General features: G+C 56.2%; 15 protein-coding genes. 12 read left to right on the top strand and 3 right to left on the bottom strand.

What is annotated here, in order from left to right; translation table 11 throughout:
- Positions 1-151: 151 nt before the first annotated feature.
- The 5 genes from metK to BLU05_RS06360 all read left to right on the top strand — a co-directional run bounded on the left by metK (position 152) and on the right by BLU05_RS06360 (position 5,348).
- Complete coding sequence (gene metK / locus BLU05_RS06380; RefSeq protein WP_091878667.1) at positions 152-1,417, top strand: methionine adenosyltransferase; 1,266 nt, start codon at positions 152-154, stop codon at positions 1,415-1,417.
- 25 nt (positions 1,418-1,442) lie between these two features.
- Complete coding sequence (locus BLU05_RS06375; protein WP_091880108.1) at positions 1,443-2,150, top strand: tRNA (guanine(46)-N(7))-methyltransferase TrmB; 708 nt, start codon at positions 1,443-1,445, stop codon at positions 2,148-2,150.
- 245 nt (positions 2,151-2,395) lie between these two features.
- Positions 2,396-3,337: a Bug family tripartite tricarboxylate transporter substrate binding protein gene (locus BLU05_RS06370; RefSeq protein ID WP_244518284.1), complete on the top strand. Its 942-nt coding sequence runs from the start codon at positions 2,396-2,398 to the stop codon at positions 3,335-3,337.
- On the top strand, positions 3,334-3,816 hold the full coding sequence (locus tag BLU05_RS06365) for a tripartite tricarboxylate transporter TctB family protein (protein WP_091878664.1): 483 nt from the start codon (positions 3,334-3,336) through the stop codon (positions 3,814-3,816). The genes BLU05_RS06370 and BLU05_RS06365 overlap by 4 nt, the downstream gene beginning before the upstream one ends.
- Before the next feature lie 14 nt (positions 3,817-3,830).
- On the top strand, positions 3,831-5,348 hold the full coding sequence (locus BLU05_RS06360; protein ID WP_091878662.1) for a tripartite tricarboxylate transporter permease: 1,518 nt from the start codon (positions 3,831-3,833) through the stop codon (positions 5,346-5,348).
- Between the two features lie 68 nt (positions 5,349-5,416).
- On the opposite strand, the gene BLU05_RS26130 is transcribed toward BLU05_RS06360, so the two are convergent.
- Entirely contained in the window at positions 5,417-5,581 is a 165-nt protein-coding gene (locus tag BLU05_RS26130) for a hypothetical protein (RefSeq protein ID WP_175540538.1), read from the bottom strand.
- A gap of 402 nt (positions 5,582-5,983) precedes the next feature.
- Between BLU05_RS26130 and rimP the strand changes: the two genes are divergently transcribed.
- The 6 genes from rimP (at position 5,984) to truB (ending at position 13,310) form a co-directional block, all read left to right on the top strand.
- Entirely contained in the window at positions 5,984-6,649 is a 666-nt protein-coding gene (gene rimP / locus BLU05_RS06355) for a ribosome maturation factor RimP (RefSeq protein WP_091878661.1), read from the top strand.
- A 62-nt stretch (positions 6,650-6,711) separates the two neighbouring features.
- Positions 6,712-8,313, top strand: a complete 1,602-nt coding sequence (gene nusA, locus BLU05_RS06350; protein ID WP_091880107.1) for a transcription termination factor NusA — start codon at positions 6,712-6,714, stop codon at positions 8,311-8,313.
- 13 nt (positions 8,314-8,326) lie between these two features.
- Complete coding sequence (locus BLU05_RS06345) at positions 8,327-8,986, top strand: RNA-binding protein (protein WP_280139031.1); 660 nt, start codon at positions 8,327-8,329, stop codon at positions 8,984-8,986.
- Positions 8,983-11,775, top strand: a complete 2,793-nt coding sequence (gene infB / locus BLU05_RS06340; RefSeq protein ID WP_091878659.1) for a translation initiation factor IF-2 — start codon at positions 8,983-8,985, stop codon at positions 11,773-11,775. Before BLU05_RS06345 ends, infB begins: the two co-directional genes overlap by 4 nt.
- Before the next feature lie 93 nt (positions 11,776-11,868).
- Positions 11,869-12,336, top strand: coding sequence for a 30S ribosome-binding factor RbfA (rbfA, locus tag BLU05_RS06335; RefSeq protein WP_091878658.1), 468 nt, complete (start codon positions 11,869-11,871; stop codon positions 12,334-12,336).
- Positions 12,336-13,310, top strand: a complete 975-nt coding sequence (gene truB, locus BLU05_RS06330) for a tRNA pseudouridine(55) synthase TruB (protein WP_091878656.1) — start codon at positions 12,336-12,338, stop codon at positions 13,308-13,310. Before rbfA ends, truB begins: the two co-directional genes overlap by 1 nt.
- Before the next feature lie 414 nt (positions 13,311-13,724).
- On the opposite strand, the gene BLU05_RS06325 is transcribed toward truB, so the two are convergent.
- Positions 13,725-14,072, bottom strand: a complete 348-nt coding sequence (locus BLU05_RS06325; protein ID WP_091878655.1) for a gamma-glutamylcyclotransferase family protein — start codon at positions 14,070-14,072, stop codon at positions 13,725-13,727.
- A 42-nt stretch (positions 14,073-14,114) separates the two neighbouring features.
- Positions 14,115-14,882: a class I SAM-dependent methyltransferase gene (locus BLU05_RS06320; protein ID WP_091878653.1), complete on the bottom strand. Its 768-nt coding sequence runs from the start codon at positions 14,880-14,882 to the stop codon at positions 14,115-14,117.
- Between the two features lie 306 nt (positions 14,883-15,188).
- Between BLU05_RS06320 and rpsO the strand changes: the two genes are divergently transcribed.
- Positions 15,189-15,458, top strand: a complete 270-nt coding sequence (gene rpsO / locus BLU05_RS06315; RefSeq protein ID WP_175540537.1) for a 30S ribosomal protein S15 — start codon at positions 15,189-15,191, stop codon at positions 15,456-15,458.
- Positions 15,459-15,543 lie beyond the last annotated feature (85 nt).

Raw genomic sequence — 15,543 nt, 5'->3', positions numbered from 1 at the left:
TGAGCTTTCTTTCCGGATTGTAGTAAAAAAATCTTCCAATGCTGTTTGTTTGAAAATGAAAGCAATTGACTGAATCCTTCGAGCTTGGCAAACACTACGCATGCTCGTTCCCTGCGGATAGAGCGCATATTTGTTTCAAGAGGGGTTCCCCGTGACACGCAGTTCCTACCTTTTTACCAGTGAGTCCGTATCGGAAGGTCATCCAGATAAGGTTTGTGACCGGATTTCCGATGAAATCGTCGATATGATCTACAAGGAAGCAAAGAAGACGGGCGTTGATCCGTGGACTGTGCGCATCGCTTGCGAAACCTTGGCGACGACCAACCGAGTCGTTATCGCCGGTGAGGTGCGTGTTCCCGATACGCTTCTCAAGAAGGACAAGAGCGGCGCGGTTGTCCATGACGCCAAGGGTCATCCGGTCATCAATCCAGCCCGTTTCCGTGCGGCGGCGCGTCGTGCGATCCGTGATATCGGTTACGAGCAGGAAGGTTTCAGCTGGAAAACTGCCAAGATTGACGTGCTTTTGCATCCTCAATCGGCCGATATCGCACAGGGTGTCGACAATGCCGCCGACCGGCAGGGCGAAGAAGGTGCAGGCGATCAGGGCATTATGTTCGGTTATGCCTGCCGCGAAACCCCTGACTTGATGCCAGCGCCAATCTATTACTCCCACAAGATTCTCGAGCTGCTTGCCGAGGCTCGTCACAGGGGCGAGGGCGATGCCGGACGGCTTGGCCCCGACGCCAAGAGCCAGGTTACGGTTCGTTATGTCGACGGCGTTGCCGCAGAAGCCACACAGATCGTCCTTTCGACCCAGCATCTTGATGCAAGCTGGGATTCCAAGAAGGTCCGCCAGGTTGTGGAACCCTATATCCGCGAAGCGCTGGGTGATCTCAAGATTGCGGATAACTGCGTCTGGTACATCAACCCAACTGGCAAGTTTGTCATCGGCGGACCCGATGGCGATGCCGGTCTGACGGGCCGCAAGATCATTGTTGACACTTACGGCGGTGCCGCTCCCCATGGTGGTGGCGCTTTCTCCGGCAAGGATACAACGAAGGTTGACCGCTCTGCGGCCTATGCAGCGCGCTATCTTGCCAAGAATGTTGTGGCTGCCGGCTTTGCCGATCGCTGCACGATCCAGCTGTCCTATGCCATTGGCGTTGCCCAGCCGCTTTCTGTTTATGTGGATCTGCATGGCACTGGCAAGGTGAGTGAAGATGCAATCGAAGGCGCCCTGCGCAAGGTCATGGACCTTTCGCCGACAGGCATTCGCAAGCATCTTGATCTGAACAAGCCGATCTATGCCAAGACCTCAGCCTATGGCCATTTCGGCCGCAAGCCGGGCCGTGATGGTTCCTTCTCCTGGGAAAAGACTGATCTGGCCAAGCAACTGAAGAGCGCATTGGCAGCGTAAGCCGCCCGTACGATTGATTGTAATGATGACAGAGACAGAAGAGCCCAGACGCGAGCGTTCGACGGAAGCCTTTTTTGGCAGACGCAATGGCAAGACGCTGCGGCCCTTGCAGCGGTCCATTCGCGATGAATTGCTACCGTTGCTCAAACTGGATCTGTCGGAACCTGCACCAAGCGACCTTCGCAGTTTGTTTACTGCGGAGGTCGACAAGGTCAGGCTGGAAATTGGCTTTGGTGGCGGTGAGCATTTGCTGCATGAGGCCGCACGCTTTCCCAAGTCTGGTTTCATAGGCGTCGAACCTTTCGTCAACAGCATGGCGAAGCTCGTCGTCGATCTGCATGAGAACCCTTTGCAGAATATCCGTCTTTACGATGACGATGCGACTCAGGTTTTGGATTGGTTGCCGGAAGCATCGCTTGATGGCATTGATCTCTTCTATCCAGATCCCTGGCCGAAAAAGAAGCACTGGAAGCGGCGTTTCGTCAGCCAGAAAAATCTTGATCGTTTTGCCCGCGTATTGAAGCCGGGCAGTCCATTCCGCTTTGCGTCCGATATCGACACCTATGTGAACTGGACACTGCAGCATTGCCGCATTCATAGCGAATTTGACTGGCAGGCCGAAACCTCTGCTGATTGGCATATGCCCTACGAAGCCTGGCCCGGCACGCGCTATGAACAGAAGGCGCATCGCGAAGGCCGCATTGGCGCTTATCTAACCTTTTTGCGCCGCTGATTTTGGTGTTTCGGGCAATATTTGCCTGCTCTTCATTGCCTATGACAGCTTCCAGACAGTTTTCTCATATCAATTTGAAGATGAGGAGACCGCTGGGAGGCTGTCCGTAGTTATATTGTTGTGCTTGAGTTCGACGCTCGCCGTCAATTCATGACTTTGACTGTTGCCAACTCCCGGCTTCTTCAAAGGACCAGCAAAAACAGATGGCGGAATGCTGTCACGGGAGGATTTCTACAATGCGTAAAATGTTGCTTGCTTTCGTCGCGACCGGGGCACTGATCGTGTCAGGTGCGGCTTTCGCTGCAGACTATAAGATCATGGCACCTGCGGCCCCTGGTGGTGGCTGGGATCAGACAGCGCGTACGATCCAGACCGTATTGCAGGATGAGAAGATCTCCAAAAGCATTCAGGTGGTCAATGTTCCGGGTGCTGGCGGCACCATCGGTCTTGCTCAGTTTGCCAATTCGGCAAAGGGTGATCCGGCACAGCTGATCGTCGGCGGTTATGTGATGGTCGGCGCTATCCTCACCAACGACTCACCTGTTAATCTGACACAGGTCACTCCGATTGCCCGCCTTACCGGTGAATTCGAAGCGCTGGTTGTTCCGGCAGCATCCCCGATCAAAAATATCGCTGATCTTGTTGAGAAGCTGAAGTCTGATCCCGGTTCCGTTTCCTGGGGCGGTGGCTCCGCTGGTGGTACGGATCACATTACGGCTGGCTTGATTGCCAAGGCGGCAGGTGTTGATCCCACCAAGGTCAATTACATTGCCTTCTCGGGTGGCGGAGAAGCACTGGCTGCCATTCTCGGCAATCAGGTGACAGTCGGTATTTCCGGTTACGGCGAGTTTGAATCGCAGATCAAGGCTGGCACACTGCGCATTATCGGCATTTCCAGCGATGCAAGGGTTGCTGGCATTGATGCGCCAACCTTCAAGGAAGGCGGCGTTGATGTCGCCATCCAGAATTGGCGCATGGTTGCGGCTGCCCCCGGCATATCCAAGGAACAGGAAGCTGCTATCGGCGCTGACGTTGAAAAAATGGTGAAGTCGAAGACATGGCAGGATCAGCTTGCTGCCAAGGGCTGGGCCAATACCTATCTTGCCGGTGATGCATTCAAAGCGCAGCTCGCCAAGGACACGGAAGCAACGTCAGCGATCCTGAAAGACATCGGCCTTGTAAAATGACAGACAAGCCAACCACCTCCGAAACGCGCCGCCCTGATCGGGCGGCGCTGGTCATTGCAGCCGTTCTGGCCATCATCGCGGCTGTCATTGTCTACAGCACGGCGACCGCCCATGGCGGAAGCTCGACACGCATTGGCCCCGGCGCTTTCCCTTATGCCATTGCCGCCTGCTTGTTTGTATTGGCCATATGGACCGGTTTTGAAGCCCGTCGTGGAGATTTTCCCGTGCGCGAGGAACAGGAATTCGGTCCGGTTTTCTGGATTGTTGGCGGACTTGCCGCCCAGATGCTGCTTCTGAACACCGTCGGCTTTTCCATTGCAACGGGCCTCCTGTTTGCAGCGACCGCGCGTGGGTTCGGTAAGGGGCCGCTCTGGATGACAGTTCCAATCGGCATCGTCCTTTCCTTTGTCGTATGGGTGATTTTTGCCAAGGGGCTGCAATTGTCGCTTCCGGCCGGTCCACTTGAGCACCTCATTTAAAGGGCATCATAGCCATGGATACATTCACACTCTTGGCCCACGGCTTTCTCGTCGCTCTGGAGCCAATGAATCTGTTTTATGCGTTGGTCGGTGTGACACTGGGCACAGCCGTTGGCGTCTTGCCCGGTATCGGGCCAGCGCTGACTGTCGCGCTGCTTTTGCCTGTAACCTACAAGCTTGATCCTGCGGGTTCGCTCATCATGTTTGCCGGTATTTATTATGGCGGCATGTATGGCGGCTCCACCACGTCCATTCTTTTGAATACACCGGGAGAAAGCGCATCCATCGTCACCGCGCTCGAAGGCAACAAGATGGCCCGCGCGGGGCGGGGAGGGCCTGCACTGGCAACGGCTGCCATTGGCTCTTTCGTTGCCGGACTGATTGCGACGCTGGGCCTTGCACTGATCGCACCAACGATCGTCAAATTTGCCCTGTCCTTTGGACCAGCCGAATATTTTGCATTGATGATTCTCGCCTTCATGACCGTCTCGGCGGCCTTTGGCGATTCCACACTGCGCGGTCTGACAGCATTGTTCCTCGGCCTGGCCCTCGGATTGATTGGCATCGACCTTCAGACCGGTCAGGCACGATTGGCCTTCGGCATTCCGGATTTGCTTGATGGGGTGGAAGTGACGACGCTTGCCGTTGCGCTTTTTGCTATCGGTGAAACGCTGAGTGTGGCGGCTGCGCGTGGTGGCGGCGATGAAAAGATCGAGCCGGTCAAGGGTTCTGTCTGGATGAACCGGGAAGACTGGTCACGTTCATGGAAACCATGGCTGCGCGGCACGCTTATCGGCTTCCCGATTGGTGCCATGCCTGCCGGTGGTGCGGAAATTGGCACATTCCTGTCTTACTCGGTGGAAAAGCAGCTGGCGAAAAAGCCGGAGGAGTTCGGTCATGGCGCGATTGAAGGCGTGGCTGGTCCAGAGGCTGCCAACAATGCATCGGCTGCCGGAACGCTGGTTCCTCTTCTGACACTAGGCCTGCCAACGACGGCCACTGCCGCGATCATGCTGGCGGGTTTCCAGCAATTCGGTTTGCAGCCGGGACCGCTATTGTTTGCGACAAATCCGCAAATCGTCTGGGGCCTGATTGCCAGCCTGCTGGTCGCCAATTTCATGCTGCTGGTGCTAAACCTGCCGCTGATCGGTCTTTGGGTTCGCTTGCTTTCGATCCCGAGGCACTGGCTTTATGCGGGCATTCTGGTGTTCGCAACGCTTGGCACTATCGGCGCCAATCCCTCGACATTCGAACTCGGTATGTTGCTGGTGTTCGGTATTCTGGGATATATCCTGCGGCGCTTCGGTTATCCGATCGCCCCGGTCGTTGTCGGCCTGATCCTTGGACCCATGGCCGAGCAGCAATTGCGCCGCGCGCTGGCGATCAGTCAGGGCGACGTCACCGTTCTGGTGGGTTCGCCCATCGCGATCATACTGCTGGTTCTGGCTGTCTGTGCTGTGGTTGTGCCGTTGATCTTGCGGGCACGGGGCAAAGGCAAGGTACTGTCGCAGCTTGCCGCAAACGAAGACTGATCAGCGATCAGCGATCAGCCTCGGTCCACCGGATATGAGAGCTTGCGCCTTATTGACGGCGCGATGCTTTAGTTCCGGTGGATAGCGCTGAACTGAACAGGGTCAATGCCAAGATTGCGCAGGTCGGATGCAACTGGCTGGTGACCGATACGTGTTGCAGAAGCAACAGCGACGGCACTGCCGAATACATTGAGAAAGCGGCTGATCTTGTTAGGCATATGTCTCGTGGTCATGGCTCATTCCTTTCGCAGTTATATTGCGATGCAGCATAAATAGGTGAGTTAACCTCCAATGGTTAGTCCCCCAGGCGCAGGGCAGCCATGCGAAAATGCATTGCGATGGCCAGAATCGGGCGTTTTGGCCCCTCATAAAAGCCTCAATCTACCTGTCCGGACCGCTTTTGACTGCCTTGGGCTTCTGCTGCGTTTCTCAGCGCAACACGTTAGACAGATTGGTAGTCTTCCGGTTTGAAAATCATCGAACTGTGGCTGATGTGTAGAAATTCGACACGGAGCTTGAAACTACCCCGTCATTTCGATATATAGAACTCATATTCTTGGTCGATAGAACAGGGGTGGGTCCACACAGGTCCCGCTCTTTTTTGTTTCTTGGGGCCGAAACAGGGAAAATTCTGCGTGACAGACGGCACCAAAACAGAACACGAAGCGGTTGAAACAACCGTGCATGAAGAGCGTATTATAACCGAGACGGGTGTTGATGCCCGTGTTGCCGGTATTATCGAACCGGTTCTCGAATCCATCGGTTTTCGCCTCGTGCGTGTTCGTCTATCAGGCCTGAACGGCCTGACTTTGCAAATCATGGCAGAGCGCTTCGATGGCACGATGACCGTTGAAGATTGCGAACTGGTCAGCCGCACCATGTCGCCGGTGCTTGATGTGGAAGACCCCATCGACCGCCATTATCATCTGGAAGTGTCATCGCCCGGTATCGATCGCCCATTGGTGCGCAAGTCGGATTTCAACACCTGGTCCGGTCATATCGTCAAGGTCGACACATCGGCTGTTTTGAGCGGTCGGAAGAAATTCCGTGGCCGCATTGCTGCGGTTACCGAAGGCGCTGTCACGATAGAGAGCGATCAGGCGAGCTATGGTGATGAGCCGGTAATCGAAGTGCCTTTCGAGTTGATCTCGGATGCACGCCTCATACTGACGGATGATCTCATTCGCGATGCTTTGCGCCGCGACAAGGATTTGCGCGAAGGCAGGATTCCGGAGGAGGGCGCTGCTGATGAAGCAGAGCAGCCGGAATCTGCTGAGCAGGAACAGACTAAACAGGATTGATCTTCATACGCCGCGGGAGAAGCGGTGCGATGAACCCCAAGGGGAATTTCAAGGAGAAAGACATGGCAGTCAGTGCAAACAGGCTAGAACTTCTGCAGATCGCCGATGCGGTGGCCCGCGAGAAGTCGATTGACCGCGAGATCGTTCTTGCGGCAATGGCCGACGCCATCCAGAAGGCCGCACGTTCGCGTTACGGTCAGGAAACCAACATCCGCGCCGATATCAACGCCAAGACGGGTGAAATCAAGCTGCAACGTTTGCTTGAAGTCGTCGACAATGTCGAAGATCCGGTTACGCAGATCAGCATGGATGCTGCCCGCGACCGTAATCCAGATGCGCAGCCGGGTGATTTCCTCGCCGATCAGCTGCCGCCGATGGATTTTGGCCGTATCGCTGCCCAGTCTGCCAAGCAGGTTATCGTGCAGAAAGTGCGCGAAGCCGAACGTGATCGTCAGTATGACGAATACAAGGACCGTGTTGGTGAAATCATCAACGGTAGCGTCAAGCGTGTTGAATACGGCAATGTGATCGTCGATCTTGGCCGCGGCGAAGCGATTGTTCGTCGTGACGAGCTGATCCCCCGCGAAACATTCCGTTACGGTGACCGCGTTCGCGCCTATGTCTATGACGTTCGCCGTGAACAGCGTGGTCCGCAGATTTTCCTGAGCCGCACCCATCCGCAGTTCATGGCAAAGCTTTTCACCATGGAAGTGCCTGAGATTTACGACGGCATCATCGAAATCAAGTCTGTTGCCCGTGATCCGGGTTCCCGCGCCAAGATCGCCGTGATTTCCCGCGATTCCTCGATTGATCCTGTTGGTGCCTGCGTTGGTATGCGCGGTTCGCGCGTTCAGGCGGTTGTCGGCGAATTGCAGGGCGAAAAGATCGACATCATTCCATGGTCGCCAGAGCCAGCTTCGTTCATCGTTAATGCATTGCAGCCGGCGGAAGTTTCCAAGGTTGTTCTCGATGAAGATGCGGAACGTATTGAAGTTGTGGTCCCGGATGACCAACTATCACTAGCAATCGGTCGTCGTGGTCAGAACGTTCGCCTTGCATCACAGCTGACAGGCTGGGATATCGATATTCTCACCGAGCAGGAAGAATCCGAACGTCGCCAGAAGGAATTCGTCGAGCGTTCGAACCTGTTCATGGAAGCGCTTGATGTTGACGAGATGGTCGGTCAGGTTCTTGCGTCGGAAGGTTTTGCCAGCGTCGAGGAAATCGCCTATGTAGATGGCGATGAAATCTCCTCCATCGATGGTTTCGATGAGGAAACGGCAAGCGAAATCCAGCAGCGTGCGCAGGAATATCTCGGTCGCATCGAAGAAGAGCGCGATGCCCGCCGCAAGGAACTCGGTGTTACGGACGAATTGCGCGACCTGCCAGGTATGACCAATGCCATTCTGGTTGCTGTCGGTGAAGATGGCGTCAAGACGATCGAAGACTTCGCCGGATATGCGGTGGATGAACTGACCGGCTGGCGTGAGCGCAAGGATGGTGAGACAATCAACCATTCGGGCATTCTCTCGGCTTTTGAAGTCAGCCGTACCGATGCCGAACAGATGGTTCTGACCGCCCGCCTCAAGGCTGGCTGGATCACCGAAGACGATCTGGTTGCTGTTGAAACTGACGAAGTGCCGGACGAAGAGGTCGCTGGCTGATAGCGAGAAGACCTTGTACGTGGAACCGGAAATGAACGACAGGACATGCATTGTCACGCGCGAAGGCGGTTCTGTCGATGACATGATCCGGTTCGTGGCAAGCCCCGATGGGACGGTTGTTGCTGATTTGAAGCGCAATCTTCCCGGCAGGGGGTGCTGGGTGAAGGCCGAGCGGCGTTATATTGATGAAGCGGTCAAGCGAAAGCTTTTCCCGCGTGCATTGAAAACCAACGTGACTGTCCCGGATGATTTCGGGTTGGTTGTGGAGCAGATGCTGGTAAAATTCGCGCTCGGCAGTTTTGGGTTGGCGCGCAAGGCCGGTGTTGTGGTAACAGGGGCCGCAAAAGTGGACTCAGCTATCCGCAGTGGCACCGCAGCGTTGGTTCTTCATGCCCGAGAAGCCGCCGAAGATGGCGTCCGCAAGCTTGACCAGGCCCGCCGTTCGGTAGTTTATGCCGGCGGACCGGAAATTCCCGCCCTTTCATTGTTTGAAAGCGATGAAATGGATTTGGCATTAGGCGGGGTAAATGTGATACATGCTGCCGTACTCAAGGGGAAGGCAGCTGCCGGGTTCATCAATCGAGCTCGGCTGCTACAGCATTTTCGCGATGGCCGTACGGATCTGGCCGACGCTAAAGCGGCACCTGCCGCGAAGGAAACGGAAACGGAATGAGCGATACAAAATCGACAGACGACAAGACGCTTGGCGTCAATAAAAAGACCCTGACCTTGAAGCGGCCTGGCGTTGAACAGAGTACAGTGCGTCAGAATTTCAGTCATGGCCGCACGAAGTCTGTTGTCGTTGAAACAAAGAAGCGCAAGTTTAGCCTACCGGATCAGAAGCCGGAGGTAACGCCTCCTGCTGCCCCGGCTCCGGCGCCCGCTGCATCCGCGGCGCCTGCGCCTGCGGCACCGGTTGTGCGGCCTGTAGCACCGGCTCCCCAGCCTGCGCCAGCCCCTGCGCCTGTTCAGACAGCAGCACCAAGCGCGCCAGCCCCAGCCCCGCGTCCGGCGGCACCTGCACCAAGTGCACCAGCAGCTTCTGCTTCCGCGAGCGCGCGTTCCGCTGCTCCGTCGCAGTCGCAGCGTCCTGCACAGCAGCCTTACCGGTCAGCAAGTCCGCGCCCGAACGACCGTTCAGGCATGGTCTTGAACACATTGTCGACTGCCGAGCTTGAAGCCCGCCGCAAGGCACTTGAAGGTTCAAAGGTTCGTGATGCCGAGGACCGGGCCCGTGCCGCTGTTGAAGCGACGCGCCGTGCGGAAGAAGATGCTCTGCGCGCCAAGGAGCGTGAAGCATCCGCCCACCGTCAGGCTGAGGAAGAAGAGCGCCTGCGCAAGGAAGCTGAAGCCAAGCATCGCTCGGAAGAGGAAGCCCGCAAGCGCCAGCCGGAAACAGCAAAAGCTGCCACCGAAGAGACGGCTGCTCCCAAGGGTCCTGTACGCAAGGCCGGTGGTGAGGAAGAAGAAGAACGTCGTGGCAGCAGTCCTGCCGGTGCGCGCCGTGGCAACAGCAGTGCTGCTCCGGCCAAGCCGGAAGTGCGCACGCCCAAGGTCGTCAAGGGCGAAGACGAACGCCGTCGTGGCAAGCTTACTTTGGGCTCTGCGCTCAATGATGAGGGCCGCAGCCGTTCGCTTTCCGCCATGCGTCGCCGTCAGGAGAAATTCAAGCGCGGCATGCAGCAGGAAACACGTGAGAAGATCGCACGTGAAGTCATTCTGCCAGAGACCATCACCATTCAGGAACTTGCCCAGCGTATGGCCGAGCGTTCGGTCGACGTCATCAAGTACCTGATGAAGGAAGGCCAGATGATGAAGGCTGGCGACCTGATCGATGCGGATATGGCGCAGCTGATTGCCGAGGAATTTGGCCACACGGTTCGCCGCGTTGCTGAATCCGACGTTGAAGAAGGTATCTTCAACGTGCAGGACGACCAGTCTTCCTTTGTATCGCGTCCGCCCGTTGTTACCATCATGGGTCACGTCGATCACGGCAAGACCTCGCTGCTCGACGCTATCCGCAAGGCGAACGTTGTATCGGGTGAAGCCGGTGGCATCACCCAGCACATCGGTGCCTATCAGGTTGAGCAGAACGGTCACAAGATCACGTTCATCGATACGCCGGGTCACGCCGCCTTTACGGCCATGCGTGCCCGCGGTGCGCAGGCAACGGATATTGCTATCCTTGTTGTTGCTGCCGATGACAGCGTGATGCCGCAGACGATCGAATCGATCAACCATGCCAAGGCAGCGGGTGTTCCGATCATCGTGGCGATCAACAAGATCGACAAGCCATCCGCCGATGCGCAGAAGGTCCGCAACGGCCTGCTTCAGCACGAAGTTTTTGTTGAAACCATGGGCGGTGAAACGCTCGATGTGGAAGTTTCAGCCAAGACAGGCCTTGGTCTCGACAAGCTGCTTGAAGCCATCCTGCTTCAGGCCGAAGTTCTCGACCTCAAGGCCGATCCGACCCGTACAGCTGAGGGCGTCGTTATCGAAGCCAAGCTTGATCGTGGCCGTGGTTCGGTTGCAACCGTTCTGGTTCAGAAGGGCACACTCAAGCCTGGTGATATCATCGTTGCCGGTAGCGAATGGGGCCGTGTCCGCGCGCTCGTCAATGATCGCGGCGAAAACCTGAAGGATGCGGGACCGGCAATGCCGGTTGAGGTTCTCGGTCTCGGCGGACCGCCGCAGGCTGGTGATCGTTTTGCTGTTGTTGAGAGCGAAGCCAAGGCCCGCGAGATTTCCGAATACCGTACGCGCCTTGCCCGTGAAAAGGTTGTGGCACGTCAGGCTGGCTCGCGCGGTTCGCTCGAACAGATGATGAGCCAGTTGCAGGTAACCGGCCTCAAGGAATTCCCGCTGCTCATCAAGGGCGACGTGCAGGGTTCAATCGAAGCCATCGCCGGTGCGCTGGACAAGCTTGGAACTGACGAAGTTCGGGCACGCATCATCCATTCGGGTGCTGGCGGTATCACCGAGAGCGATATTGCTCTGGCTGAAGCTTCCAATGCTGCGATTATCGGCTTTAACGTGCGTGCCAACAAGCAGGCCCGTGATCTGGCCGAACGTGAAGGCATCGAAATCCGCTACTATAACATCATCTACGATCTGGTGGATGACGTGAAGGCAGCCATGTCCGGTCTTCTGTCGCCGGAACGCCGCGAAACCTTCCTCGGCAATGCGGAGATTCTCGAAGTCTTCAACATTACCAAGGTCGGCAAGGTGGCTGGTTGCCGTGTTACGGAAGGCAAGGTCGAACGTGGTGCAGGCGTGCGCCTTATCCGCGACAACGTTGTCATTCACGAAGGCAAGCTCAAGACGCTCAAGCGCTTCAAGGACGAAGTCTCCGAAGTGCCTGCGGGTCAGGAATGCGGTATGGCGTTCGAGAACTACGACGATATTCGCGCAGGCGATACAATCGAAGCGTTCCGCGTCGAACACATTACCCGCACACTCTAATGCTCAGCCCTGACAAGGGCGGCGTTTAAATCATCGATAACAGGATCGCCGGACCAAAACCGGCGATCTCCTGTATGTTGGGATACGATTATTATGCCTCGTTCTGCTCTACCCGGCCCTTCTCAACGCCAGTTGCGCGTCAGCGAACAGGTGCGCCATGCGGTTTCTCAGGTGCTCCAGCGCGGTGAAGTCCGTGACGACACACTGGAAAACGCCGTCGTCGCCATTTCTGAAGTGCGCATGTCCAACGATTTGAAGATAGCCACCTGCTTTGTCTCGCCGATTGGCGCGAAGGACGGTGATGCGGTGATTGCCGCCTTGAACCAGCATGCGAAATTTATTCGCGGCCGGGCGGGCGTTTTCCTCAAGCAGATGAAATATATGCCGGAGTTTCGCTTCCGTATTGATACGAGCTTCGACAATTACGCCAAGATTGATGCGCTGCTGCGCAAGCCTGAAGTGACCCGCGATCTCGACAATCATGACGATCATGATGACGATGACGGCGGTGATCCAAACCCCGGCGATGTGCCGGGACATGGCGGCGACGGTAATAACTGATGGCACGGCAGCGCAAGAAAAAGGGCCGTCCGGTATCCGGCTGGCTGATTTTCGACAAGCCGAAGGGCATGGGCTCGACCGAAGCCGTCTCCAAGATCAAATGGCTGTTCAAGGCTGAAAAGGCCGGTCACGCGGGTACGCTTGATCCGCTTGCATCCGGCATGCTGCCAATTGCGCTGGGTGAGGCGACAAAGACTGTTCCTTACGTGATGGACGGAACCAAGATATATCGTTTCACCGTCACCTGGGGTGCCGAACGCACCACCGATGACATGGAAGGCGAGATCACCGTCACCTCCGATATTCGCCCCGATAAGGCGGCGATTACGGCCATCCTGCCCAAATATACGGGTGTTATTCAGCAAACGCCGCCAAAATTCTCAGCCATCAAGATTGCAGGTGAACGTGCCTATGATCTGGCGCGGGGCGGTGAGGAAGTCGAAATTCCTTCCCGCGAAGTGGAAATCGACCGGCTTGACCTGATCGAGCAGCCTGATGCGTCGACCGCGATTTTCGAGGTCGAGTGTGGCAAAGGCACCTATGTACGCTCGCTGGCGCGCGATATGGGGCGCGACCTTGGCTGCTACGGCCATATTTCCGATCTGCGCCGCATTGAAGTTGCACCCTTCGACGAGCAGGATTTCGTCACCCTGGCAGAGCTGGAAGCTGCCCATCCGCCGGTTCCCGCCGAGGATGATGAAAGCGCGGATAATTCCTATGAAAGCATCGCAGCGCGTTTTTCCGTAATGGACGCGTTTCTGATCGATACGGGCGCTGCGCTGGAAAGCCTGCCTCAGGTTGCTCTTTCCGATGATCAGGCCCACCGCATCCGCATGGGTAATCCAGTGATCCTGCGCGGCCGCGATGCGCCTGTTGAGGCTGATGAAGCCTGTGTGACCAGCAAGGGCAAGCTTCTGGCTATCGGTTTCATCGAACAGGGCCAGTTCAAGCCAAAGCGCGTTTTTAACGCCTGAGCGTTAGCTGCGGTTACGCCAGCGATACCATTTTTGCGTGGTTCGTGGTTCGACAAGCTCACCATGAGGGAGAGTGAGGATGCAACGCTAAGCGCCAAAATTTCACATCACAAATATTGCAGCGCAAAGGTTGCAGAATATGGCTCCCTTGCATCACCCCTCTCCCTCATGGTGAGCTTGTCGAACCACGTACCACGTACCTGCAGGATAGAGTTGCCAAGTTTCACCCCCTCTGTCCTGTCGGACATCTCCCCCACAAGGGGGGGAGATCAGCTGGCAATACTATTTCCACCAATCTTCAGCATTGCAATTTGCGCGAAAGCGTTTGTGTCAATGTGATCTCCCCCCTTGTGGGGGAGATGTCCGACAGGACAGAGGGGGGTGAAACCCCGCAGAACCACATATAGACCCAACCTAAGCTTTCACATAAACCCAGGCATCAATCCCCGACTTCAACCGCACCTCAATGCGTTTATAGTCGGAAACTTCATAAGCATCGGCGGCAGCAAGCTCCGATGCGGTTATCTGGAAAACCGTTCCAGCCACCTCGTCCCCGATATCATCACTTGGCACAACTATGGGATGAAAATTGCTCCCGCTGGCACGGATGACATCAGGATTGGTGATCTCGATCATCGATTGCTTGAAGCCCGGCATCGCATCCGGTGCACCGCTCAGAAGGCGACCGAACGAGGATAGCTGCACACCCTCCTGCTGCAGGGTACCATAGGAAAAGAGATGGATTGCGCGTGTGTTATTCATGCCGTTTGCAGCCTCCTTGCTCTCTATCCTTATTGGCTGACATCATTCCTTGACGCAACTGTAGGCTGCCGTGTCATAGGGCAGCGTCACTTCTGTCCTGCCTGAAAGCGATGGTTCGCTCGCTATGATCGCCCGCACGTCAGCTGCGACTTGCTCCTGTTTTTCCGGCGGCAAGGCCGCGATGAAGCTGGTTGATAGCACGCGATTGACAAGGACATCCTCCGGGGACCCGATGTGACTATTGGGGAAGTGTTGTTCCTTGAGAGCGCCGAAACCTTTGAATGGAAAGGGTTTTTTCCAGTCGCCACTGCCATGGCGCGGTGTGTCACCTTCATAGGGCTTGAAGATATCGGCAAGTCTTGCCACCCAGGGAAGCCGCTCGTCCCGCGTGTTCCAGATCAGCCCCAGACTACCGCCTGGCTTGAGCACGCGGTGGATTTCAGTGAGGGCCGCTTTCGTCGCAAACCAGTGAAACGCCTGTGCACAGACAACCGCATCAACCGACGCGTCATCAAGGGGAATCGATTCCGCCGTGCCAGCCATCGCTGTGATATCAGGGTGTTTCTCTGAGAGTTTCTGCAGCATTTCGGGCACCGGTTCGACCGCAATGGCGGTTGCGCCTGTTGCGATGAGTCGGAGGGTGAATTTGCCGGTTCCGGCTCCAAGATCAACCACGGTCTTACCCGCCGTCAGATGAAGCTCATCAAGCAACCACGCATCGAGTGCAGGCGGGTAGTCCGGCCTGCCGCGCACATAACTATCAGCCTTTGCAGCAAAACCCACGGCGGCAGCCTGATGAATGGTATTCATGATTTCACTCCGGATTGGTGGCGAGGAGAAACATTATGGAAACGAGGATGGGCGGAATCGAGGCGAAGACAGCCTGCCACGCTCATGCCGGAATTCAATTCTATTGTAAGATGGCAAAATGAATATGACCGTTTTGCCCCACGTTCGACTGCTGAAAAGCCCTCGAATCATTTGCGGCTGGTAATTTGTCACATTTTCGACTATACGGCCCGCAGCGATAGGCATTGCCTCCGCTTTAACCGGCCCCCGCTGGACGACATCCCGGCCGTGGGCATCCCGTTTTCCCTTCAAAAGAAAGGATATACGATGTCGATTACCGCTGAACGTAAGCAGGCACTGATCACTGAATATGGCACAAAGACAGGCGACACCGGTTCTCCGGAAGTCCAGGTTGCTGTCCTGACAGAGCGCATTGTTAACCTGACCGAACATTTCAAGGACCACAAGAAGGATAACCATTCCCGCCGTGGTCTGCTCAAGCTCGTTTCGACCCGCCGCAGCCTTCTTGATTATCTCAAGAAAGTTGATCAGGGTCGTTACCAGACGCTGATCGAAAAGCTCGGCCTGCGCCGTTAATAACGGATTAGACCGGCGGTTGCGTTCATTCGCTCCGCCGGTTTCGTTCATTCCGAACAGGGTGAACACTGACTCATGCGACACG

Origin of the sequence: Phyllobacterium sp. OV277 (assembly GCF_900104355.1) — a bacterium.
Classification (GTDB): domain Bacteria; phylum Pseudomonadota; class Alphaproteobacteria; order Rhizobiales; family Rhizobiaceae; genus Phyllobacterium.
The sequence above is the reverse complement of the archived record's forward strand: the minus strand, read 5'-3'. Positions and strand labels throughout refer to the sequence as shown.